Origin of the sequence: Thermus albus, from assembly GCF_022760855.1 — a bacterium.
In the GTDB taxonomy this organism is placed as follows: domain Bacteria; phylum Deinococcota; class Deinococci; order Deinococcales; family Thermaceae; genus Thermus; species Thermus albus.
The window spans coordinates 185,269-207,055 of record NZ_JAKTNR010000004.1 but is presented as its reverse complement, the minus strand read 5'-3'; the positions used below and the strand labels follow the sequence as shown (position 1 = coordinate 207,055).

General features: G+C 64.3%; 20 protein-coding genes and 3 tRNA genes. 6 read left to right on the top strand and 17 right to left on the bottom strand.

Going from position 1 to position 21,787, the window contains the following annotated elements; genetic code table 11:
- Window positions 1-37: 37 nt before the first annotated feature.
- Entirely contained in the window at window positions 38-2,737 is a 2,700-nt protein-coding gene (locus tag L0D18_RS06370) for an S-layer homology domain-containing protein (protein ID WP_243028037.1), read from the bottom strand.
- A gap of 464 nt (window positions 2,738-3,201) precedes the next feature.
- Here L0D18_RS06370 and glmS point away from each other — a divergent pair, with 464 nt between their 5' ends.
- Entirely contained in the window at window positions 3,202-5,016 is a 1,815-nt protein-coding gene (gene glmS, locus L0D18_RS06365; RefSeq protein ID WP_243028036.1) for a glutamine--fructose-6-phosphate transaminase (isomerizing), read from the top strand.
- 2 nt (window positions 5,017-5,018) lie between these two features.
- Here the strand turns inward: glmS and L0D18_RS06360 are convergent, their stop codons facing one another.
- The 6 genes from L0D18_RS06360 to L0D18_RS06335 all read right to left on the bottom strand — a co-directional run bounded on the left by L0D18_RS06360 (window position 5,019) and on the right by L0D18_RS06335 (window position 9,227).
- The gene (locus L0D18_RS06360; RefSeq protein WP_243028035.1) at window positions 5,019-6,620 is read right to left on the bottom strand and encodes an HD domain-containing phosphohydrolase; all 1,602 of its coding nucleotides are present in this window, start codon (window positions 6,618-6,620) and stop codon (window positions 5,019-5,021) included.
- A gap of 8 nt (window positions 6,621-6,628) precedes the next feature.
- Complete coding sequence (locus L0D18_RS06355) at window positions 6,629-7,858, bottom strand: DUF4127 family protein (RefSeq protein ID WP_243028034.1); 1,230 nt, start codon at window positions 7,856-7,858, stop codon at window positions 6,629-6,631.
- Window positions 7,859-7,866: 8 nt separating this feature from the next.
- Window positions 7,867-8,844, bottom strand: a complete 978-nt coding sequence (gene trxB, locus L0D18_RS06350; RefSeq protein ID WP_243028093.1) for a thioredoxin-disulfide reductase — start codon at window positions 8,842-8,844, stop codon at window positions 7,867-7,869.
- 131 nt (window positions 8,845-8,975) lie between these two features.
- Window positions 8,976-9,051: transfer RNA gene (locus L0D18_RS06345), tRNA-Glu, on the bottom strand.
- 21 nt (window positions 9,052-9,072) lie between these two features.
- Window positions 9,073-9,147 (bottom strand) — tRNA-Glu (locus tag L0D18_RS06340).
- 6 nt (window positions 9,148-9,153) lie between these two features.
- Window positions 9,154-9,227 (bottom strand) — tRNA-Gln (locus L0D18_RS06335).
- A gap of 77 nt (window positions 9,228-9,304) precedes the next feature.
- On the opposite strand from L0D18_RS06335, the gene L0D18_RS06330 reads away from it, so the two are divergent.
- Window positions 9,305-9,901 (top strand): hypothetical protein, encoded by a 597-nt coding sequence (locus tag L0D18_RS06330; RefSeq protein WP_243028092.1) that lies wholly within the window; start codon window positions 9,305-9,307, stop codon window positions 9,899-9,901.
- Window positions 9,898-11,610 carry a hypothetical protein gene (locus L0D18_RS06325; RefSeq protein WP_243028033.1) on the top strand — a complete coding sequence of 571 codons (1,713 nt, stop codon included), beginning with the start codon at window positions 9,898-9,900 and terminating at the stop codon, window positions 11,608-11,610. The genes L0D18_RS06330 and L0D18_RS06325 overlap by 4 nt, the downstream gene beginning before the upstream one ends.
- Window positions 11,611-11,706: 96 nt before the next feature.
- Here L0D18_RS06325 and fmt read toward each other — a convergent pair whose 3' ends face one another.
- The 7 genes from fmt to zapE are packed head-to-tail and all read right to left on the bottom strand — an operon-like array spanning window position 11,707 to window position 17,104.
- Window positions 11,707-12,621: a methionyl-tRNA formyltransferase gene (gene fmt, locus L0D18_RS06320; RefSeq protein WP_243028032.1), complete on the bottom strand. Its 915-nt coding sequence runs from the start codon at window positions 12,619-12,621 to the stop codon at window positions 11,707-11,709.
- Window positions 12,618-13,193 (bottom strand): peptide deformylase, encoded by a 576-nt coding sequence (gene def / locus L0D18_RS06315; protein ID WP_243028031.1) that lies wholly within the window; start codon window positions 13,191-13,193, stop codon window positions 12,618-12,620. Before def ends, fmt begins: the two co-directional genes overlap by 4 nt.
- Window positions 13,194-13,198: 5 nt before the next feature.
- A complete protein-coding gene (locus L0D18_RS06310; protein WP_243028030.1) occupies window positions 13,199-14,017 on the bottom strand; it encodes a CdaR family protein in 819 nt (272 codons plus the stop codon).
- On the bottom strand, window positions 14,010-14,723 hold the full coding sequence (gene cdaA / locus L0D18_RS06305) for a diadenylate cyclase CdaA (protein WP_243028029.1): 714 nt from the start codon (window positions 14,721-14,723) through the stop codon (window positions 14,010-14,012). Before cdaA ends, L0D18_RS06310 begins: the two co-directional genes overlap by 8 nt.
- Before the next feature lie 3 nt (window positions 14,724-14,726).
- Window positions 14,727-15,869, bottom strand: coding sequence for a phosphopentomutase (locus L0D18_RS06300; protein WP_243028028.1), 1,143 nt, complete (start codon window positions 15,867-15,869; stop codon window positions 14,727-14,729).
- Window positions 15,869-16,123 carry a hypothetical protein gene (locus L0D18_RS06295; protein ID WP_243028027.1) on the bottom strand — a complete coding sequence of 85 codons (255 nt, stop codon included), beginning with the start codon at window positions 16,121-16,123 and terminating at the stop codon, window positions 15,869-15,871. Before L0D18_RS06295 ends, L0D18_RS06300 begins: the two co-directional genes overlap by 1 nt.
- A 9-nt stretch (window positions 16,124-16,132) precedes the next feature.
- Window positions 16,133-17,104, bottom strand: coding sequence for a cell division protein ZapE (gene zapE / locus L0D18_RS06290; RefSeq protein ID WP_243028026.1), 972 nt, complete (start codon window positions 17,102-17,104; stop codon window positions 16,133-16,135).
- Between the two features lie 125 nt (window positions 17,105-17,229).
- On the opposite strand from zapE, the gene L0D18_RS06285 reads away from it, so the two are divergent.
- The 3 genes from L0D18_RS06285 to L0D18_RS06275 all read left to right on the top strand — a co-directional run bounded on the left by L0D18_RS06285 (window position 17,230) and on the right by L0D18_RS06275 (window position 19,825).
- On the top strand, window positions 17,230-17,496 hold the full coding sequence (locus L0D18_RS06285) for a glutaredoxin family protein (protein WP_243028025.1): 267 nt from the start codon (window positions 17,230-17,232) through the stop codon (window positions 17,494-17,496).
- Window positions 17,497-17,692: 196 nt separating this feature from the next.
- Window positions 17,693-18,472 carry an enoyl-ACP reductase FabI gene (locus tag L0D18_RS06280; RefSeq protein WP_243028024.1) on the top strand — a complete coding sequence of 260 codons (780 nt, stop codon included), beginning with the start codon at window positions 17,693-17,695 and terminating at the stop codon, window positions 18,470-18,472.
- Window positions 18,473-18,499: 27 nt separating this feature from the next.
- Window positions 18,500-19,825 (top strand): S-layer homology domain-containing protein, encoded by a 1,326-nt coding sequence (locus L0D18_RS06275; RefSeq protein WP_243028023.1) that lies wholly within the window; start codon window positions 18,500-18,502, stop codon window positions 19,823-19,825.
- Here the strand turns inward: L0D18_RS06275 and L0D18_RS06270 are convergent.
- From L0D18_RS06270 to L0D18_RS06260, 3 genes are read right to left on the bottom strand one after another with little or no spacing between them, the layout of a single operon-like run.
- The gene (locus L0D18_RS06270) at window positions 19,822-20,697 is read right to left on the bottom strand and encodes a hypothetical protein (RefSeq protein ID WP_243028022.1); all 876 of its coding nucleotides are present in this window, start codon (window positions 20,695-20,697) and stop codon (window positions 19,822-19,824) included. The genes L0D18_RS06275 and L0D18_RS06270 overlap by 4 nt on opposite strands.
- Window positions 20,663-21,301 carry a hypothetical protein gene (locus L0D18_RS06265; protein WP_243028021.1) on the bottom strand — a complete coding sequence of 213 codons (639 nt, stop codon included), beginning with the start codon at window positions 21,299-21,301 and terminating at the stop codon, window positions 20,663-20,665. The genes L0D18_RS06270 and L0D18_RS06265 overlap by 35 nt, the downstream gene beginning before the upstream one ends.
- A 19-nt stretch (window positions 21,302-21,320) precedes the next feature.
- The gene (locus L0D18_RS06260) at window positions 21,321-21,767 is read right to left on the bottom strand and encodes a hypothetical protein (RefSeq protein WP_243028020.1); all 447 of its coding nucleotides are present in this window, start codon (window positions 21,765-21,767) and stop codon (window positions 21,321-21,323) included.
- Window positions 21,768-21,787 lie beyond the last annotated feature (20 nt).

The window sequence follows — 21,787 nt, the reverse complement described above, 5'->3', positions numbered from 1 at the left end:
CCCGCCCAGGGGGCGGGGGGCCTTAGGAGCCACAGCCCTAGAACTTGACGGTGTAGCTGATCTTGAAACCGCGGCCGTGCTCAGGGTTCCCGTTATTGTCCACCACGAAGTCCGCGTAGGAGAGGACCAGATCCCAGTAGCTCCAGCTCAGGTAGAAGCCAGTAACGCTGCCATTAACACCAGCAACGTTCACATTGGAGTCATAGAGGTGGTCCACGCTGGGATCCCAGGCCTTTTCCGCGTTACCCACGAGGATGGCGTTCACGTTCGTGGCGGCATAGGAACCGTACTTGGCCTCAAAGCTGGAGTTGGGGAAGAGGAACTCGTTGAGCCTGAGGCCCACGGCGTACTTGGTCTCGGCATTGTTGGCGCTGCCGCCATTCGTAGTGCGGGCCACGTACTCCCCTAAGAGGCTGGGCTTCAGGGGAAGGGCCAGGGCCTCGGTTTCGGCTTTCACCCCGTACTTGAAGGTGGTGTAGCTCTGCGCTGCGGAGCCGCTCACAACCTGGCTGTGGTAACGCCCAAGAAGGCTGGCCTTCAGGATGCCCAAGGGAAGGGAGAGATCCCCGTAGACAGCGATGTCCGTTTTAGCCCCCGAAACAAAAAGGGGCCGTACGTCGTAAGTAGCCGTCAGGTTGAGGCCCCGGATCAGGGCATCCTGGGCTTTGCCATCGTGGCTCAGCATGGCACCGTAGTGGGTATAGTTGCTGCCAGAAGACGTGTAACCGCTGGAGGCAGCGGTTTCCTTGTCGGCGCTATCGTCCGGGGTACCATTGTTCCCCGCATCGGCCACCCGGTAGTAGCCGCTCAGGCTAAAGCCGGCAAACTTCAATCCTGCCTCGGCTCCGTAAGCGGTCCGGGCCCCCGTGCCGGTGTAAGTATCGTAGAAGCCACCCAGGCTAATGGCGCCAAAGGACAGGGTAGCCTTGGCCCCGTAGCCCTGCTGGTCCGCATGGAAAGGAGCCGCGTTGGCCGTGTTGGGCGGATCCGCATCGTAGGAGAGCATGTTGGCCGGGGTGACGCCGGCCCCGATGTTCCGGTAGTTCCCCTCCACCGAAACCGGTCCTAGCTCAGCCTTGGCCTTCACGTAGTAGCCGTTGGCGGTGGGCGCAGCATCCGAGGAGAAGTACTCGCCGGACAAGGCCACAGGACCCAAAGCCAGATCGCCCCCTGCCCCGTACACGGTGGTGGAACCCGTGCCTCCCCCCAGGATATCGGAGCCTTGCTGTACCACGGCCCCCTTAAGGGAGAAGCCCTGGATGGGGGAAAGGGTCAGGCCTACACCCCTCGCATAAAGGTTGTCGCCGTCGGCACCACCCTTAGAGGCGTACACACCTGTAAGGGTTGCACCGAGGACCCCCGGCTTGTAGGTGGCCACCAGGCCGTGGCCATAGCTCACGCCGTCGTTGTCAAACACGTACTCGCTGAACTTGGTCTTGACCGAACGGCCAAAGGTGAAGGACAAGGACTGGTCTTTGGCGACAGCAAGGGTGGTGGAAACCTCATCTACGGTAACGTCAAGAGGGAAATAGGTAGTCCCCTTTACTGGGTTAGTAATGGAGCCCGTCAAGCTGAAGCCCACCAGCCCAGGATAGACGTTGTACCCACCGGGGCTGGACTTGGCGTCTAGGGCGTTGGTCTTGAGGGTTAGGCTAAGTCTAGCCGTGGTTTCACCCTCGGCGTTCTGTCCAAGGTCCCCTTCATCCACCACGAGCCCATTCCCATTACCATCGCCCGTGGAGAAGTTGGAAGAGAAGACCCGGTCAATATCAAACTGGGTTCCAGAGCCAGCAAAGGCCCCATAGCTCAGGCTCAGGCTACCGCTGATGGTGAAGGCGTTCCGCTCCAGCTTGGACACCTTGCCGGAGAGGTCGCCCACGGTGCCCTCCAGCTTGGAGACCTTCTCGGAGAGGCCCACCAGGTCGGAGCGCAGGGCAGCGGCGAACTCCTGCACCGCGGCCACGTCCTCCTTGGTGGCAAACTGCTCCAGGTCAGGAAGCTCTGGCCCTTCGCCAACCAGCTTCTCCAAGGCGGTTACCCGGTCCTGCAGAGCCAGGACATCTTGGTTGAGGAGGACGGCCAGCTCATTCAGGGCCTGGATGGCCTGGGCGTTGGCCTCCACCTGGGTGCCGAGGGCAGCCAGGTCGCCCTTCACCCCTTCCACGTCCTGGGCCAGGGCGTCCAGCTGCTCGGCCAGCTGCTGGGCCTGGGCCAAGGCGGTGTCGGCGGCGATGGAGGCGGCCTCCACCCGGTCGGCCAGGTCTTGGAGGGCAGCCTGGTCCATCCCGGGCTCGGGCATGGGCATGGCCTTAAGCTCCTCAATCATGGCCTCGAGGCGGGCGATGTCCTCCTTGGTGGCGGCGCTATCCTCCAGGGCCGAGACCCGCACCCCAAGGGCAGCCAGCTCCGCGGCTAGCTCCTGCACCGCGTTCTTCAGGGCCTCGAGGTCCTCAGGGGCCATGGCCTCCATGGTAGGGGACTCGCCCTTGGCCTTCAGCTCCTCCTCAATCTGCTGCAGGAGGCGGTAGATGAGGAGGGCCGCCTGATAGCGGGTGAGGGTCTCGTTGCCCCGGTAGGTGCCATCGGGGAAGCCCACGATGATCCCCTTGGCCGCCAGGGCCTCCACCGCCTCCTTGGCCCAGTGGCCGGCGGGCACGTCGGAGAACTGGGCCAGACCGAACCCCATGGAGAGTACGGTCAAAAGCCCTGCCAGTAGCATCACTAGCCTTTTCTTCATACTTCCTTACACCCCCTTTAGGGTTTCGGGAAGCCCCGTTTGGGCGAGTTGCCGCGTTTCCTCCCCAAAGGGCGCTTTCCGGGACGCAAGACCAACGGCGAAACTTTTTCTGCCTTGCGTCCGCCGCTATCATAAAAGCCTCACCCGGGCCTTGTCAAGCACCTAGGCCTTAAGGTTTGCTATACTCCCCCGGAGGGGAGGTGGGAAGGCAGGAAAAATCCTAGCCAGATGTAGGAAGGCGGGAAGCGCAGGGGGCCAAGATAGGCCTGACGAGGTGGCGGACCCCTAAAGGGGATAACCGGGAAACCGGGAAAGGTCGAGGAATCCGCGGATGCCGCCCGGGGTGTGCCCGCCCCGCCCGCCTGAGAAAAGCCCCAAGGGAAAGCCCCACTGGGGACAACCGAGGGGCAGGGCGCAAAAGGGAAGTCAGCGGGTAGGCCTTGCGCCACCCGAATGGGAGCTTTATGTGCGGCATTGTAGGGTATATCGGCTTTCGCAACGCCACGGACGTGCTGATAGAGGGGCTTAGGCGGCTTGAGTACCGGGGGTACGACTCGGCTGGGGTGGCGGTCAGGACCCCCGAAGGCCTTAGGGTGGTGAAGCGCTCGGGGAAGCTTTCCACCCTGGAGAGCGCCCTCAAAGGGGAGCGTCTGGAGGGCCCTTTGGGCATCGGCCACACCCGCTGGGCCACCCACGGGGCCCCCACCGACCCCAACGCCCACCCCCACACCACGGAAGACGGCAGGATCGCCGTGATCCATAACGGGATCATTGAGAACTACCTAGAGCTCAAGGAGGCCCTTAGGGCCCGGGGCCACCGCTTCCGTTCGGAAACCGATAGTGAGGTCCTGGCCCATCTCCTAGAGGAAAAGTACCAAGGGGACCTCTTCCAAGCCCTGCGGGAAGCCCTAAAGGAGGTGCGGGGGGCCTATGCGGTGGTGGCGGTCCACCAGGACCACGAGGAGCTGGTGGCCGCCCGCACGGTGAGCCCCCTGGTGATCGGCCTAGGGGAGGGGGAGAACTTTTTGGCCTCGGACGTGCCCGCCCTCCTTCCCTACACCCGCCGGGTCATCTTCCTCCACGATGGGGACCTGGCCCGCATCACCCGCGAAGGGGTGGAGATCAGGGATCTAGGGGGGAAGCCCCTGGCCCGGGAGGTGGTGGAGGTGGACTGGACCCTCGAGGCCGCCGAAAAAGGAGGCTTCCCCCACTACATGCTGAAGGAGATCTACGAACAACCTTGGGTCTTGGAAAACACCCTGGGGGGGCGCCTGAGGGAGGAGGAAGGGGATGTGGACCTAGGCCTGAACCTGGACCCCAAGGCCATAGACCGCATCCACATGATCGCCTGCGGCACCGCGGGCTACGCCGGCTGGTACGGAAAATACCTCCTGGAGGCCTTGGCCCGGATCCCCACGGAGTGGGATGTGGCCAGCGAATACCGCTACCGCGACCCCATAGTGGACGAAAGAACGTTGGCCGTGGCCATCAGCCAGTCGGGAGAAACCATAGACACCCTGGAGGGCCTAAGAGAGGCCAAGGCCAAGGGGGCAAGGACCCTGGGGGTCATCAACGCCAAGGGTTCCAGCCTCACCCGGGAAGTGGAGGACGTCCTCTACATCCACGCCGGGCCTGAGATCGGGGTGGCCTCCACCAAGGCCTACACCGCCATGCTGGCCGCCATGGCCATGCTGGCGGTCCACCTGGGCCGAAGCCGGGGCGTCCTTTCCCGGGAAAGGGCCAGGGAGCTCATCCAGGAGATGCGCAAACTCCCCCGGTTGGTGGAGGAAGTTTTGGAAAAGCGGCCCCTCATCGCTCATTTGGCGGAGAAGTACCACCAGGCCCAGGACTTCCTCTTCCTGGGCCGGCATGTCCAGGCCCCCACCGCCTACGAGGGGGCCTTGAAGCTTAAGGAAATCAGCTACATCCACGCGGAGGCCTACCCCGCCGGGGAGATGAAGCATGGGCCCATCGCCCTCATAGACGAGCACCTGCCCGTGGTGGTCCTGGCCACCCAAGGGCCCCTCTACGAGAAGACGCTATCCAACATCCAGGAGGTGCGGGCCCGGGGAGGGAAGGTGATCGCCGTCGCCACCGAGGGGGATACCGAGATAACCAAGCTGGCCCAGGATGTGTTCTACGTGCCCGGGATCCACCCCCTTTTGGCCCCCATCGTGAGCGTGGTGCCCCTCCAGCTTCTGGCCTACGAGATCGCCGTCCTCCTGGGGCGGGATGTGGACCAACCCCGGAACCTGGCCAAGAGCGTGACGGTGGAGTAGATCTAGATAATATCCAGAAAGGCCGCCACCAACCTGGGGTCCAGGCCCTTACCCGCCTGGGCCCCAAGCTCTTTCTTGGCCTCTTTCACCATCCAGGCCCGCTTGTAAGGGCGCTGGGAAAGCAAGGCATCGTACACGTCCGCCACGGCAAAGATCCGTGCCTCCAAAGGGATCTCTTCCCTCTTCAGCCCCCGGGGGTAACCCGAACCATCCCAGCGCTCGTGGTGGTAGAGGACCACGTTCAAGGCAGTCTGGGGAAGAAAGGGTAAGTTTTTGAGGATTTCCAGGCCCACCTGGGGATGGGTCTTCACCACCCGCCACTCGTCGGGATGCAGAACCGTGGGTTTGCGAAGGATCTCGTCGGGCAGAGCCAGCTTCCCCAGGTCGTGGAAGTAAGCCCCCAGGCGGAGGCCCTCCAGGTCGGGAAACCCCACCGCCCGACCCAAGCGCAAAGAGAGCTCCACCACCCGCTCCGTATGCCCCTTGGTCTCCAGGTCCCGGTATTCCAGGACCCGAGCCAAGGCCATAAGGGCCGCCTCCCGGGTATGGCTTAAGGCCTTAATGTGGGATAGGCGCTCCAAGGCCTCCTCGAGCCTCTTGGCCACAAGCCGCAAAACCTTCTCATCCTTCGGGTTATAGGGCACCCTTTCCTCAAAGGAACCCAGGGCCAAAACCCCGTACCGCCTTCCCTCAGGCCTTAAGGGTACCAGGAGGGCAGAGCGAAGACCGTTTTCTACATAGGGCCTTAAAGCTCTAGGGAACTGGGCGTAATCTTCCACATACACCGGCCCTTCCCAGAGCCTGGGGTGGCCCAAAAGACCTTCTCCAAAATGGATGGGATATTCCTCGTAAAGCTGGGTAAAGCCCAGAGGGTAACGGCCTGCTGTGACGGCAGGGCGTACCGTCCCTTCCTGAAAAAGGTAAAGGGCCCCGGCATGGTAAGGAGTGAGGCGGAGGAGGGTTTCCAAGGCCTCTTTGGCCATGACAAGAGGGTCGCGGGCAGCTTCCAGGGCCAGGGATAGCTCAAGAAGGGCCTGGGCCCGGGCAGCCTCGGCCTTGGCCAGCTCCAGAGCTTCAATGCGAGCTAACACCAAACCCGCCGCCTCCGCCAGGGCCTGGATCCAAAACTCCTCTTCGGGGAGGATCTCCCCCACACCCCCGGCGGTGTCCATGGAAAGCACGCCAAAAGTCTTTCCCTCCGCATTCCGCAAGGGTACGCCCAAATAGACCCCAGGCTGGGGCTTGCCGGAAAGAAAGATAACCCTAGGCTCCTGGGTCACATCCGCCAGATACAAAGGCTCCCCCTTCTCCAACACCACCCAGGAAATGCCCTCGCTGCGGGAAAGCTTAAGGCCCACCTTTTCCTGGCTTAACCCCTGGGCCGCCACCAGCTCCAGCACATCCTCCTGGGGACGGTGGAGAAAGAGGAGAACTGAGACGGCCCGCGTGGCCCTTTTGGCGGTTTCCACCACGGCCCGGTACACCTCCTCCGGCCGCTCCAAGGGGGCCAGGAGGCGCCAGGCCTCGGCTAGGGCCTGGAGGCGCCATAGCTCCCGCTCCTTAAGACCCACGCCCTGGGGCTCTTCCGGCTGACCGGGGGTCATAACGCCCCTCACTCTACCAGCTGGCGGGACCTAAACGCCGAAGCGGGGACGAGGTCTAAGATGGCCTCCGCCTCAAAAGCCCTAGCCCAAGGAAAGCGCAAGCCCCTTAGCTCCACCCGATACCCATCCAGCTCCGGATAAGCCCAAAGGGCCCCCACCCCTTGGGCCTCCTGGGGCAAGGGCTCAGGGAAACGGGCCCGCACCCAAAGACGGCCCACCTCACCCCACCAGTAGGCGAAGTAGGCCTCGGCCAAGCGCCTAAGCCGGCCTTCTTGGTCCCCCAGGAAAAGCCCCCCTTGGGCCAAGGCGCTCCCCAGGTTGTTGGCCGGGGTACCCCATGAGGCGTAGGCGGCCAGGCGGGCATAAAGCCCCAGGCCCTGTAGGTAGGCCATAAGGCCAGGATCCCCCCGGTTCACCCGGGAGAGGTCCGCCAGGGCCACGGGGAAGCGGGGCATGAGGCGAAGAAGGTCCTGGATGGCCTTCCTGGGGTTTTGCCCTCCATAGATGTACAGGACCAGGTCCGGGCCATCCGTGAGGGAAACCCTTTGGGCAAGGGCGCTTTGCAACACCCCCGCCACCGTATCCCGCAAGGGGATGCCCTCGTAGGGGGTGATGCGCCCCGCCAAGGCCCCATCCTCGTAGGCCACGGCCACCCTTAGGCCGGGCCTTAAGGCCCTTAAGAGGAGGACTTGTCCCGCCTCGTCCGCTCCCGGGCGGCTAGGGTAAGGGAGGGTTTGTGCCTCCCTTGGGGCTGGGGAGTTCCTTAGGGCATCGTCCCAAACGGCCTCCAGGTAGACCCCGGGAAGCCTGGGCCAGGAGGCCAAGGCCCGCAAAACCGCCAGGTTTCTTTCCCTCTCTCTAGCGTCCCAGCGGGGCACTACCCCAAAGAGGAAAAGGTCTCCTCCGTAGCGAACTTTCCAGGAGAGCAAAGGGCCAAGCCGGGCTAGGGCGTCCTCAGCAGACAAGACCAGATGGCGGCTTTGCAGGAGGCCTCCATAGGCTAGGACATCCAAGCTGGCCACCAGCCCTTTTCCCGGGGTAGCGAGAAGCCAAGCCCGCAGGGCTTCCAAGTTGGCCCCCATGGACCCCCGGTAGGCCCCCTTGGGAGGACAGACCACCAAGCCCCAGGTGCAAGGGGCCCAGTTGGGGGGACGGTCGTCCAGGGGAAGATACAAGGTGGGCGCTTGGGCTAGGCCCAAGCCCCAAAGGAAAAGCCCCACCAGGCCAAGGCCCCGCACCCTAAGCCCTAGGGTTTCACCTTCTCGTGGGCCTCCGCCAGGTAACGCTCCGCCATCATAGCCGCCCGGGTGCCCGCCCCCACACTGGTGGTGAGCTGGCGGTAGATGGGGTCGGCCACGTCCCCGGCGGCGAAGATGCCCGGCACCGAGGTGAAGACCTCGTCCCGCACCGCCACGTAGCCGTCGGGCCTTAGCTCCACCACCCCCTTGAGGAAGGAGGTGTTGGGCTCGTGGCCGATGAAGACAAAGACCCCGTCCGTGGGGTAGACGTACTCTTCCCCGGTCTTCAGGTTCTTGAGCCTAACCCCCGTGACCTGCTCCTCCCCCAGCACCTCGGTGACGATGTGGGAGAAGAGGAAGTGCATCTTGGGGTTCTGGAAGGCCCGGGCCTGGGCCACCTTGTTGGCCCTTAGCTCGTCCCGGCGGTGGACCAGGGTCACCTTGCGGGCGAACTTGGTGAGGAAAAGCCCCTCCTCCACCGCGGCATCCCCGCCGCCCACCACCACCACCTCCTTTTCGCGGTAGAAGAAGCCGTCGCAGGTGGCGCAGGTGGAAACCCCCCGGCCATAGAACTTCTCCTCTCCGGGCACCCCGAGCTTCCTGGGATTGGCGCCGGTGGCGATGATGACCACGCGCCCGAAGTAGGCGCGCTCAAAGCCCCGCACCAGAAAGCCCCCGTCCTGGGCCTCGAGGCCCAGGACCTCATCCATGACGATCCGGGCCCCAAACTTCTCCGCCTGCTGCACCATGCGGCTGGCCAACTCCGGCCCGGAGATGCCCTCGGGAAAACCCGGGTAGTTCTCCACCTCGTCAGTCTGGGCAATCTGCCCTCCAGGGAGGCCTTTTTCCAGGATGACGGTCTTGAGCTGGGCCCGCCCGGCGTAAATCCCCGCGGTAAGGCCCGCAGGCCCCCCCCCAATGATGACCACGTCGTACCGCTCCTCCTTTTCACCGCTTCCCGCAAGCCCAGTGAGGGTGAACTCCATGGATTCCTCCTTCTTCACCTAGGGTACACCCCCACATACCCAGTGGGGGTATAGCCCACCCAGTTTCCCCCAACCCCGGGGCGCAAGTCAAGGGAAATCCGGCCCGGGGAAAAAGCAATCCGAGCCGCATCTGGTGACCCCAGGGGGATTCGAACCCCCGTCTCGGCCTTGAGAGGGCCGTGTCCTAGGCCTCTAGACGATGGGGCCATGCGCGGCTCGGACTGCATCTGGTGACCCCAGGGGGACTCGAACCCCCGCCGCCGCCTTGAAAGGGCGGTGACCTAACCACTAGTCGATGGGGCCAAGTTTTGGCTGGGGTGCGTGGACTCGAACCACGACCGGCGGATCCAGAGTCCGCTGTCCTGCCGTTAGACGACACCCCAGCGGCGCTTGCCCGATCCCTCGGGCAGAGGTTATGGTACACTCTGAAGGGCAGATTGGCAAGCCCCAAGGTACCCTTATGGAGGAACGCCTTTTGCAAATCCTGAGCCAGTATATCTCCCTCAGGGCTGCAGAGAACCTCTTGCAACGGGTCTTGGCCCAAGGAAGGCCCGCCTCCCCGGTAGCCTGGGCCCAATGGATAGAAGCCACCCTGGGGCCTGAGCTCCTGCGCCTCCTCCCCTTCCGGGAGTTGCCCCCGGAGCTCAAGGCCCTGGTGCGTGAGCTGGGAGACCTGGCTCCGCCCCACGCCGTAGAGGAAGAAGGGGAAGAGGAAGAGGAGGCTTTAGAGGAGGTGGTGGACCTCGAGGATCCCCAGGCTCGCCAGGATCTGGCCCGAAGGCTGGCCCGCCTGGAGGGAGTGGTGGGGGTGATGGTGGCCGGAAAAAGCGGTAAGGAGGAGCTCTTTTCCGGGGAACCCGTGCCCTTGGACCTGGCCTACCCCCTCCTCCGGCGCCAGGGCTATGGGGTCTTCTACGCTATCCTGGAGGGGGAAATCGTGGCCCTTAGACCCCTAGCCCAGGGATACATCGGTCTTCTGGCCAGGAAAGAAGCCAACATCGGCCGCTTGCTCCACGCCTTGCGGCGGCTCATATCCCTAGCGGAGGTCAGCGGATGAAAAAATGGTTGGCCCTAGCCCTGTTCCTCGGCCTTGTGGCCTTGGCCGCCCCCCTGCCCCAGGTCTATGACCGCCTGGAGGAAACCCTCGGGCAGGTGCGCCTGGATAACCCCACCCAGGCCCTTTCCGCCCTGGACCGGGCACAAAGCCTCCTGCGCCAGGAGGAAGGAGGCCTCCCCCCTGTCTTGCGGGATGCCGTCCTCTTGCATCTACAGGATGCCCGACAAGCGGTGCTTAAGAAAAGCGCCGTGGACCTCGAGGCCCGCCTCCTCCTGGTGCGCCACCTCCTGGGCAAGGCCCTTTATGACGGGTTCTTCCAGGCTCCGGCCGCCGAAAAGCCCCAGTACCTGAGCCGGCTCATCCAGGCCACTGGCTTACCCCAGACCCAGGCCCAAGGAGTGGAAAACCTTTCACCCAAGGAGGCCCGCCTCCGCCTGGAAACCGCTTACCTGCAGCTCATAACGGAAAGCCTCAATCAGGCCCTTTCCGCCACCTCCCGCCCTCAGGCCTACTTGGCTTTGGCCCAGGCCTACGCCCGCTTTTTGGTGGTTCAGGATAGCCCTCAAAGCACTCTCAGAGCCCAGGGCTTCATCCAGGTCCTAAGCAAGGTTTCCGAAGGGCAAGGCTTCCGCCCACTGACCGAGGATCTGCTGCAGAAAGTTGGAGTCTGGCGGAAGCAGCTCCAAACTCTAAATCCCGTTTCTCCAACTCCCCCCCCAGCTTCTCCTCCTTCGGCCCAGTCCCCCCTTAGCTCCCCCGTGGGGAAACCATCAACTACACCTCCGGCCAGTTCCCCACCTTCCCCTCCTCCCCCTTCACCGGGCCCAGTCCCTCTAGCAGCGAACCTTCCCCAGGAACTCCGGGAGGAAACCAGTCTTCTACGCCTGGACCCTCAAGCCGCTGTCCGCGTAGGCGAGACTTTGCAACGCCTTGCCATCCCCAGCCTGATCAACTGGCTGGACCTCTTAGATGAGGTGCGAAGTAGCCTAGCACAAGCCCAGCTCTATACGGAAGCTGGACAGTACAACCAAGCCAGAGCGCAGCTGAACTACGCCCACAGTCGTTTCCGCTTGAAGATCTATCCCGTGGTGGGAGCCTACGCTCCCGAGTTAGCCGAACGCACCGACCGCCTCTTCCTGGCCATGCAAAATGCCGTAGGTTTACGTACCGTGGACTTTGCCATCCTCCTGGGTGAGATCCAAGAGATTGAGGAGCGTCTCCTGGGAAGCTCCTTGGGCCCGTGGCATGCTTTGCAGGTACAGCTCCAGCTCTTCCTCCTGGGGATTCCCCGGGCCATTCTCTTCCTCCTGGCATCGGTCCTGGCTTTCTTCCCGCTCTATTTGGGTTGGATCACCTTTAGCGGAAGGAACGTGTACTGGACACTTCTAGGGCTTTCCTTCCTTTTCCTGGTCCTCCCTATCGTGGGGGAGGGGCTTTCCTACATGGGATCCATCTTAGCCGAGTACGGGGGGTTACCGGCCTTGGGTCTTCTAGCTAACCTGTCCATTGCCCAGGGGTTGGTCCCCTACCTGGCCTGGGGAATATCCGCCTTCCTCGTTGTAGCCTTTGCCGGAGCGGGCCTAAGGGGAATTGCTTCCCAGTTTGGCCTCCTTAAGGAGCGGGGCAAGGAGGCCACCGCCGCGATGGAACCCCAACAGCCCACCGCGCTCACCAGCGAAACCATCGTGGAGTGGGATGAGGAGTTCTAACCCCAACCCAGCTTCCCCGTAAGCCCTTGGCCACCTTGGGGTTGAGGGCCCTGGGAACCCTTTCTTGGGCGCGGCAAGGGCGATGCTGAAGGCCCCTCATTCCAACCGGGTACCCGGAACCACCCCATACCCCCGGGCCCAGTCCGCAGCGGGCATGGGGCGCTTCCCCTCCGGCTGGACCTCCAAAAGCCGGATCAACCCCTCCCCCGTGCCCACCAAAACCCCTCCCCGGTCCACCCCCTTAACCACCCCCGGTTCCCCTTGACCGGCTTCGGGGCGCATACGGAGAACCTTAACCCGCCTGCCTTGGTGGAAGAAATAGCTCCCGGGCCAAGGCTGCACCCCTCGATGGCGGTCATAGATGGCCTTGGCACCTTGGGAAAAGCGAATCCGCCCTTCCTCCTTGGTGAGCAAAGGGGCATAGGAGGGCTCCCCCTCCTGGGGGGTGGGGGTGAGGTGGGGGAGGTTTTCCAAAACCCAAAGGAGAAGCTCAATCCCCTTATCCCTAAGCCGCTCGGAAAGGGCCACCGCATCCTCATCGGGGCCTATCTCCGTGCGCCAAAGGGCGTAGAGGGGGCCGGTGTCCAGGCCCTCTTCGGTCTTCATAATGGCCACCCCGGTTTCCTTCTCTCCCTGGATCAAGGCCCAGGGCACCGGGGCCGGGCCTCGGTATTTGGGCAGAAGGGAAGGGTGCAGGTTCAAAAAGCCATAGGGGGGCACCTCGAGGACCTCCTTGGGCAGGATCTTCCCATAGGCCGCCGTCACCGCCACCTCCGGCGCCGCTTGGCGGAAGGCCTGCAAGAACTCCAGATTCCCCTTGAGGCGATGGGGCTTGAGAAGGGGGAGGCCATGGGCCGCGGCATACTCCGCCACCGGGCTTTGTGTGGGCTTAAGCCCCCGGCCTTTGGGCTTATCCGGCTGGGTGACCACCAGCACCACCCGGTGGTGGCGGTTTAAGGCGTCCAGCACCGGCACCGCCCAGGCGGGCGTCCCAAAAAAGGCCACCCTCATCCCTGGGAAAGCTCCTTTAGGAGGGCTCTGGCTTCCTTCTGCAGCCGGGCCAGCTCCATGCGGTTCTCTTCCAAAAAGGCTTCCCGTTTAGGCTTGGGAAGCCTTTCAAAAAAAAGCACCCCATCCAGGTGGTCTATCTCGTGCTGGAAGACCCGGGCCATGTATCCTTCCAGCTCCAGGGTGCGCCCTTGTCCCTCCTCGTCCTGGTAGGCCACCCGGATCCGCTCCGCCCGGGGCACCTCCTCAGAGTAGAGGCCAGGGAGGGAGAGGCACCCTTCCAAGCCCTCCACCTCTCCTTCCCGGTGGAGGATCACCGGGTTCGCCACCACGAAAACCCGGCGCACCAGATCCCGCAAGGGCCTTTCCTCCCCTTCCGGCTCGTCGGCGTATTCCACCGCTACAAAAAACCTCTGCGAAAGCCCGATCTGGGGCGCCGCCAGGCCCACGCCCCGGGCCTCAAACATGGTTTCCAACATGTCCTGAGCAAGCCTCTTGAGGCCGCCAAACTCTTGGACGGGCTGCGCCCGCTTGCGGAGCACCGGGTCCCCGTATAGGCGGATGGGGTAGATCATCCTACCTATTCTAGCGCAAGCCGCACCCTGCCCAAAACCTCCCCAAGGACCTGGACCCCCGGCGGCAAGGCGAGGAGCAAGGGCCCGGAAACCTCCCCGGGCCGGAAGCCCCCTTGGGGACGGGCTTCCACCTCCTTCAGGTCCTCGAGGGCCTCCTTGGGCCCTACTACCTCCACGGCTTTCGGGGAAAAGTCCACCACCCGTAGGCCTGCGGGAGGCTTCAGAACCAAGGGCACTTCCTTGCGAAACAGAGGAACAGAGCGGGCCACCACCTGCACCTGGGACGGGGAAAGCCCCACTCCAAGGAGGGGCCCTTGAGGACCAAAGGCGGTAAGGGCCACCGTATCCCCACCAAGATCCAGGCCCAGGGCCACCACCGCCTCCTCCACCCGGCTTTTGGGCCCCTTGGCCTCCACGAAGGCGGGCTTGGTTTCCACCCAGGCCCCTTGGGAGAGCACCTCCACGGGCAAGGTACGGGTAAGGATAGCCTCCACCCGGCCCTCCACCCGGGCAGGGCGAATCTCCAACACCTCTACCCCCTGGGGCACGGCCACCCGCACCTCCCGGGTAAAGGCCCCCTCGGCCCCGGAAAGGTCCAGGTAGGCGGAGACGGGAACCCTGGCCCCCTCCACCAAGGGGGCAGGCCCCCTAAGGCGTAAGAGCACCTCCTTGGGTACCCCTTCCGCGGTGCGCTCCCCTCCCAGGCCCACCACCTGCAGGGGCACGCTTACCGCCCGCTCCACCACCGGAGCCCTCTCCCTTAGGGAGTACCAGACGGCGAAGGCCGCCAAAAGGGCGAGGAGGAAGCTTCCCCAGTCACGCACGGAGCACCTCCTTGAGCTTTTCCCTCAGAGCCTCGAGGCTCATGGGCGGGGAAAGGCTTCCCCCCTCGGCAAGCCTTATAGCCCCCGTTTCCTCGCTCACCACGATCACCAGGGCATCCGAGACCTCGGAAAGCCCCAAAGCCGCCCGGTGCCGGGTGCCGAGGCCCATCCTTACCTCGGAAAGGGGGAAAACGCACCCCGCGGCAAAAAGCCGATCCCCCCTCAGGATGGCCCCCCCGTCGTGCAGGGGGGTGCCGGGGTAAAACACCGTTTGCAACAACCGGGCGGAAAGCCGGGCCTCCAGCACCTCCCCGGTGGCCGCATACTCCCCCAGGGGGGTGCGCCTTTCCAGGGCCAGGATGGCCCCGTAGCGCCTTTCCGAAAGCCGGGCCAGGCCCAGAAGGAGCTCCTCCAAGGCCAAGGAAGGGGCCCTGGGCCCCTGGGCCCGACCGATGCGCTCCAAAAGCCCCCTGAGTTCCGGCTGAAAGACCACGATGAGGGCGAAGGCCCCCAGGGTGGCGGCGTTCCCCAAAAGCCACGAAAGGGTGGAAAGCCCAAGAAGGCTGGCCAGAAACCAAACCGCCAGGTAAACCAAGACCCCCCGCACCAGGTTCAGGGCCCGGGTTCCCGCCATAAGGCGCCAAAGGTAATAGAAGAGGATGGCTACCAGGAGGATATCCAGGGCATCGCGCCAGGTGAGGGGCATGGCCTATACCAAACTCTTTCCCGGGCCCTCCCAGGTAAGGCCAAAAAGCGCAGCCCAGGTGGCCCCCAGATCCGCGAAGCTCTCCCGGGTACCCAGCTCTCCCTTCACCCCGGGACCCACCCAGAGGAGCATCCCATACTCCCGGGTGTGGTCGGTGCCGAAGAAGGTAGGGTCGTTGCCGTGGTCGGAAACCAAAAAGAGGTGGTCCTCGGGGCCTAGGGCTTCCAGGAGGCGGGGAAGGAAATCGTCCACCTCCTTTAGGGCCCGGGCGTACCCTTCCGGGTTCCTCCGGTGCCCGTACTTGGCATCAAAGTCCACCAGGTTGGTGAAGACCAGGCCGGAAAAGGGCTCCTCCATCAGGCTTAGGGTCTTCTCCAGACCGTCGGCGTTATCCCGGGTTTTCACCTCCCGGGTGAAGCCCCGATGGGCGTAGATATCGGGGATCTTCCCCACCCCCACCACCTCGAGGCCCCCCTCCTTAAGAAGGTCCAGGACATTCCGGGGTGGCTCCAGGGCAAAGTCCTTCCGCAAATCCTCCCGCCGATAGAAGTTCCCCGGCTCCCCGGCAAAAGGCCGGGCGATGACCCGGGCCACCTGGTGCTCCCCCTTTAGCATCTCCCGGGCCACCTGGCACCAGCGGTAAAGCTCCTCCAGGGGCACCACCTCCAGGTGGGCCGCCACCTGGAAGACGCTATCCGCCGAGGTGTAGACGATGGGAAAGCCGGTCCTTAGGTGGGCCTCGCCGTAGTCCCGGATGGCCTCGGTGCCGGAGTACGGGCGGTTCAGAAGCCACCCCCCCACCCCGATCCCCTTGGCCCAGGCCCTAAGGAGCTCCTCGGGAAAACCCTCGGGATAGGTGCGGAAAGGCTTTTCCAGGTACACCCCCACGAACTCCCAGTGCCCGGTGGTGGTGTCCTTGCCGGGGTTCACCTCCCGCATGCGGCCAAAGGCCCCTTGGGGCTCAGGCCGGGGCAGGGTGTGGACCCCCGGTACCCATCCCAGGCCCAAGGCGGCCAGGTGGGGAAGCTCCACCCCGGTTTTCAGCACCGTGTGGTCCAGGGTATCCGCCCCCTCGTCCCCAAAAAGGGGGGCGTCCGGCAGATAGCCCAGGCCCACCGAGTCCAGGACGATGGCCGTCACCTTCATTAAGACCTCAAGCCCCCTTCTTCCTCCTCTTCCTCCGCCAGGGCCATGAGCTCCTCCGGGGTCATCTCGGAAAGGGCCCGGACCGCCTGGAACTCCTCCACCAGGCCCTGGATCTCCTCCATGGCCTCCTCCAGGGAAAGCTCCCCATCCTGGTAATCGTCCAACACCTCCTCTATGGCCTCGAGGATCCCCACCGCGGCGCTGGCCTGGGATAGGGCCTGGGCCATCTCAGAAAGCCTTTCTGCCAGGTCCATGCCCCCATGCTACCCCAAAAGCTCCGCCAACCGGGAAAGGGCCCGGCCGTACTTTTTGGCGAAGGCCCCGTAGCGGTAAACTTCGGGGAAAAGCTCCTGTAGAGGAGCACCGGAGGCCCGCAAGGCCACCTTAAGGTTGTACACCTGGTCCACGAAGTGCACGAAGCGTAGGGCGTCGTTCTGGTCGGGGATGGCCTCGAGGCCCCTGAGGTAGATGACCTCCACCCCCTCCAGGAGATAGCGGTAGCGGATGGGATGGAGGGTAGAGAGGTGGGCGAGAAGGCTGGGAAAGTCGTCCAGGGTCTTGCGGCGAGGGTCTTCCCGGTAGAGGGCCAGGAGCTCGGCTTCGGAAAGGAGGGCGGGCAACCGCTCCGGATGGCGGTGGCGGAAGTCCTCCCCCCCTATGCGTTCCACGGCGAAGCGCCGGGCCAGGCCTTGGATCTGGTGCCGGAACTGGTGGGCGTTGAAGCGCCCCTCCCCTAAGGCGCCGGGCGGGGTATTGGAGGTGGTGGCCACCCTTAGGCCCTTGTCCATGGTAAGGGCCAGGAAGTGGGTGATCATCTGGGCGTTGCCGGGGTCATCCAACTCAAACTCGTCCAGGAAAAGGTAGCGCATGGCGGCAAACCGCTTGGCCCCTTCCCGTAGCCCCAATAGCCCCAGGGTGTAGGTGAGCTCCTCAAAGGTGAGGAAGGCCTTAGGAGGAGGGGCCTCCCAGTAGGCAGCCACCAGGAGGTGGGTCTTCCCCACGCCGAAGCCCCCGTCCAGGTATAGCCCTTGCGGCCCGGGAAGCTTGGGCCGAAAGAAACCCTGGGGCCGGTCCTTAACCCATCGTCGCAGGCGCTCCTTGGCCAAGGTCTGGGAAGGGTAGCGGGGATCGGGACAGTATGAAAGAAAGGTGGCGGAGCGAAAACGAGGCGGGGGCAGAAAGCTTTCCAGAAGCCTCTCCAACTCCACCTGGGGATAACGGTCCACCAAGCGCATGAGGCCCATTGTAGGAGATCGGAGCACCCCTCTAGCTGCTGGGGAGGTGTCTTCCAAAACCTTTTCCACCCGCCGCGGCCCACCTAGGACACCCTCCGGGGAGAACCTTGGTACCATGGAAGGGTATGGTGCGCCTTTACGGGATTTCCGGTTGCGGTCCTTGCGAGATTGTGAAGATGTTCTTGGCCCAAAAAGGCGTCCCCTTTGAGTTTGTCAACGCCCGCCAGGACCCGGAGGCCGCGCGGAAGATCGCCCAACTGGTGGGAAGCCCTACCGCGGGGGTGGTCCTGGAGTGGAATGGAAGGGTGGAGGCCATCCGCGGGGTATCCCCGGCCTCCCTGAACGCCTGGTGGGCCAGGTACCAGGCCGAGCCTGCCTCGCCCTCCAACTGATGGGGTTATCCCTTTAAGAGAGGGAAGGAAAGGGAAGCCTCTTTCCCCTATACCCGCTTATGGGGCGTAAAGTCCGGGGGGTGGGGGTGTCCTCCCTGAAAGAGGCTTGGTTTGCGCTCTTAGAAAAGGCGGAAGGGCAAGGGCTCCCTTCGTGGGCCTAGTCCCCTGGCCTTGTCCCCTTGGGTATAATCCCCCCATGCTCACTGTGGACCTTTCCGGCAAAAAGGCCCTGGTCATGGGGGTCACCAATGCCCGCAGCCTGGGCTACGCCATCGCGGAAAAACTCCATCAGGCGGGAGCCCATCTGGCCTTCAGCTACCAAGGGGAAAGGCTTAAGGAAGAGGTGGAGCGGCTTGCCGCCCCCTTGGGGGCCCTCACCTTCCAGGCGGACGTCACCCAGGACGAGGAGCTGGACCGGCTTTTCGCTGGGCTCAAGGAGGCCTGGGGCGGGCTGGACTACCTGGTCCACGCCATCGCCTTCGCCCCCAGGGAGGCCATGGAGGGGCGGTACATAGATACCACGCGCCAGGACTGGCTCTTGGCCCTCGAGGTCTCCGCCTACTCCCTGGTGGCCGTGGCCCAGCGGGCCGAACCCCTCCTCCGGGAAGGTGGTGGCCTGGTCACCCTCACCTACTACGCCAGCGAGAAGGTGGTGCCCAGGTACAACGTGATGGCCATCGCCAAGGCGGCCCTGGAGGCCAGCGTCCGCTACCTGGCCTACGAGCTCGGCCCCAAGGGGGTGCGGGTGAACGCCATCTCCGCCGGGCCCGTGCGCACCGTGGCCGCAAGGAGCATTCCGGGCTTCATGAGGATGTACGACCGGGTGGCCCAGGTGGCCCCCCTAGGGCGCAACATCACCCAGGAGGAGGTGGGAAACCTGGGGCTATTCCTCCTCTCCCCCCTCGCCAGCGGCATCACCGGGGAGGTGGTCTACGTGGATGCGGGGTACCACATCATGGGGATGGAGCTGGAATAGCAACCTGGATGGGGTTATACTACAAACATGTACCGCTTTCTCGTATTCCTTGTTGTATCCGCAGGCGTAGCCCTATCCCAAGGAGTCCAGGACCCTCCGGCCTCACCTTGGGCGCGGGAGGCGGTGGAGCTTCTGGTAGCCAAGGGGGTTTTCATCGGCTACCCCGACGGCACCTTCCGTTGGCGCGAGCCCCTCACCCGGCAGGAGGCCGCCTTGGCCCTTTACCGCCTCTTGGCCGCTTACGGCTTGGACCGCCTGTCCCCCGAGGAGGTGGAGAAACTCCTTTCAGCAGTGAAGGACCTTCAGAAGGAACTGAAGGACCAGGAGGGGTTGGTCTCTGCCCTGAAGGAAGAACAGCAGGCCCTTAAGGAGCGGCTTAAGGATCTAGAGGGCCGGCCCCAGGCGGACACCCGCCCCCTGGTGGAGGCCTTGAAGGGGGTGGAAGAGCGCCTCAAGGCCCTTGAGGAGGCCCAAAAGGGCTTGGAGGTCGCCCAGAAGGCTCTGGAAGCCCGGGCCTTGGAGGAGGAGCTCAGGAAAGCCCAGGAAGGCCTTAAGGAGCTGGAGAACCGCCTTAAGGCCCTGGAAGAAAAGCCCCGGGCCGAGCCTAAGGACCTGGAATCCCTCAGACAGGAGCAAGAGGCGCTGAGGTCAGCCCAGAAGGCTTTGGAAGACCGACTGTCCAAACTAGAGGGTGCCCGCGCCGCTCAAGAGGAGGCCCTTAAAGGCCTGGCAGAGGGCCTAAAGGATCTCCCACAGGCCCGGAAGCTGGCGGAGGAGGCCCAGGCCCGCCTGCAAAGCCTAGAACCGCGCCTAAAGGCCGTGGAGGAAGGGCTTAAGGAGCAAGGGAACCGCCAAAGAGCCTTGGAGGAACGGCTAAAGAGTCTGGAGGAGCGCCAATCCCAAGCCGAGGACCGGCTAAAGGCCTTGGAGGAGGAGGTAGCCTCCCTTAAGCGCACCCTTACCCCCTTCCGCCTTCCCCTCTTCCTTGGCCTGGCCGCCTACCGGGGCGACGTCACCGGGGAGTGGTACGGCCGCCTCCTCCTGGGCCACGATGCCCTCCTGGGTCCCCTGGGCCTTCGCCTGGCCTACGAGGCCCCTTTCGCCAACCCCAGCCAAGGCCTCGCCAGCCTGGACCTCACCTTCCGCACCTCCTTTGGGGACCTGGACGGCTACTTCGGGGTGGGCGGGGGTCTTTACCTGGATGGGGTGCCCTTTGGCCAGCTCCTCATTGGGGCCGGGGTGCGGCTGGTGCCCAACCTGGGTGTTTTCCTGGAGGGCCACCAACGCTACCTCTTTGACGGCCAGATGAGCCAGCGCTCCACTCTTGGCGTAGGTATGGCCCTCCGATACTAGGGAAAATGGGGGCAGCCCCCACCATGCCTCCAGGACAACACCACATCGGGCATACCCCGCGTGCCGTCCTCGGCAAAGGCCCAGTTGCCGTAGGATACCCTCAGGGCCACCCCCAGGGAATAAGGGCCCGCGTCCCGCAAGGGCCCCAGAAAACCCAGCACCTCTAGGCCCAGGGGACCCTCCCAAGGCCGAAGGCGAACCAAACCCATCCAGGCGGGGCCGTAGGGAAAAGGCTCCAGGCCCGGCTGCGGTCCCAGTGGCCACACTGCTCCCAACCGAGCCTCACCGCCTGACCACCCCCAAGCCACCCCTGTGAGAACCCGATAGCCTCCAGACCCCATGAACTGGGCCACCCCCCCTAGGGGGAGAGCTAAGGCCGCATAAAGGCCCCCTCCCCCCAAGCTTAGGTCCATGCGGATGTGAGCGTCCCGGGGACCAAAGACAGGGCCCTCCCACCGCCTCTCTGTATCTCCCCTTCGGGCAAACAGAAGAACCTGCCCTTGGACCTCGTTCTTGGGTAGGCCCAAGGCCTGGTGCAAGGGGTCCAGAAGATAGTCCAACACGCCCCCGTAGTAGAGGCTAAAGGGCCAGTAAAAGCCCAGCGACCAGGGGCCTTGGTTCCAGCTGAGCCCAGGGGTGACCCGGATCTCCTCCAGGTCAAACCCCATCTCCCCCCAAGGCCCGTGGGCGTAGCTGAGCTGGTTGGCCAGGGAAACCCCCAGGTGCCAGGCACAGCCCTTTAGACCCGGGGAAGCAGGCCTCCCCAGGGGGAGGAGATAGGTGTCCGCTATGGGGCTGGTAACGTCCTGGCCCACCCCCATCCCCCCCAGGAGGAGGCTAACGAAAACGGCCCAAAGGTACCGTGAAGGCATACAGGCAGTCCTCCGGGGCTTCGGTCATAAAGATGACGGTGAGCTCTCCTTGAGGGTCCACCCCCTTTCCCGAGAGGTCCAGGTAGAAGACCAGGGTCCCCGTGTACCCCCCCTTCTCCTCCCTCCAGTCGTCCAGGTAGGTGACCCGGTAGGCCCTCACGGGCTTACCCCCCACCAAGGCCCCCAGGGTGTAGGCCTCCCGGAGCTCGGGCCGGGGGAGGCCCTCCACCTCCAGGTATACCCGGAGGTGCCCGTCGGGGAGGAAGCCCTTGGCCTGGGCCAAGACCTCAGCCCCCCGAACCCTCCGGAATTCGTTCCTGGCCCTCTCCGCCAGGATCTCCACCACCTCCAGCTGTCCCCCTACCCTAGCCGCCACGGGCCTGCTGCCCTTTGGGGGCAAGCAGCTTTCCCCCCGCTCCACCCTGAATTCCAGGGGCTTCCCTTCCCAGGCGGTGGGCGTACGGGGTAGGCGGGAGTAGACCCCCTCCACCACCGCCTCCGCTTCCTCGAGGGTGGGGGAGGGGGACCAGGCGAGGCCCGGGGGGTAAAGGGCCATCAGGAGCAAAAGCCCATAGATTCTCTTAGCTGCCACTGACCTGACCATACCTCACCTCCATTTCCCACTAGCGCAGGAAGACCAGTTGGCACTCCGGCGGAGCCCCCTTTAGTCTCCTGGCCGCCTCCTCCGAGACCACCACCAGTTCGGGGAAGGGGTTCTGGGGTCCCCTGGGCCTGGTGGCCAGGGCCCGGACCCGCCACAGGGTCTTGTAGGCCTCCTCCCGGAACTCCCCCGGGCGGAAGAAGAGGGCGATGCCGCTTCGGTCCACCACCTCCGTGGGCACCCCCTGCACCCGGTGCGGGTCCGGCCACACCTGCCGCCCCTCCGGATCCAAGATGGCGGGGGAGGGCCCTTGGGCGTAGGGAAGGCCGTGGAGCTCCACCACCACCGCGCACCGTCCCGCCTCCTTCCCCCCTTCGCCTCCCCTCCCGGGAAAGAGGCCCTCCTGCCCCAAGCCCCTTCCAGGGGCTCCTTGGGCCGAGGTCTGTCCGGAAGGGATGGGCTTTGCCATTCCCTCCGGTTCCTGGCCGA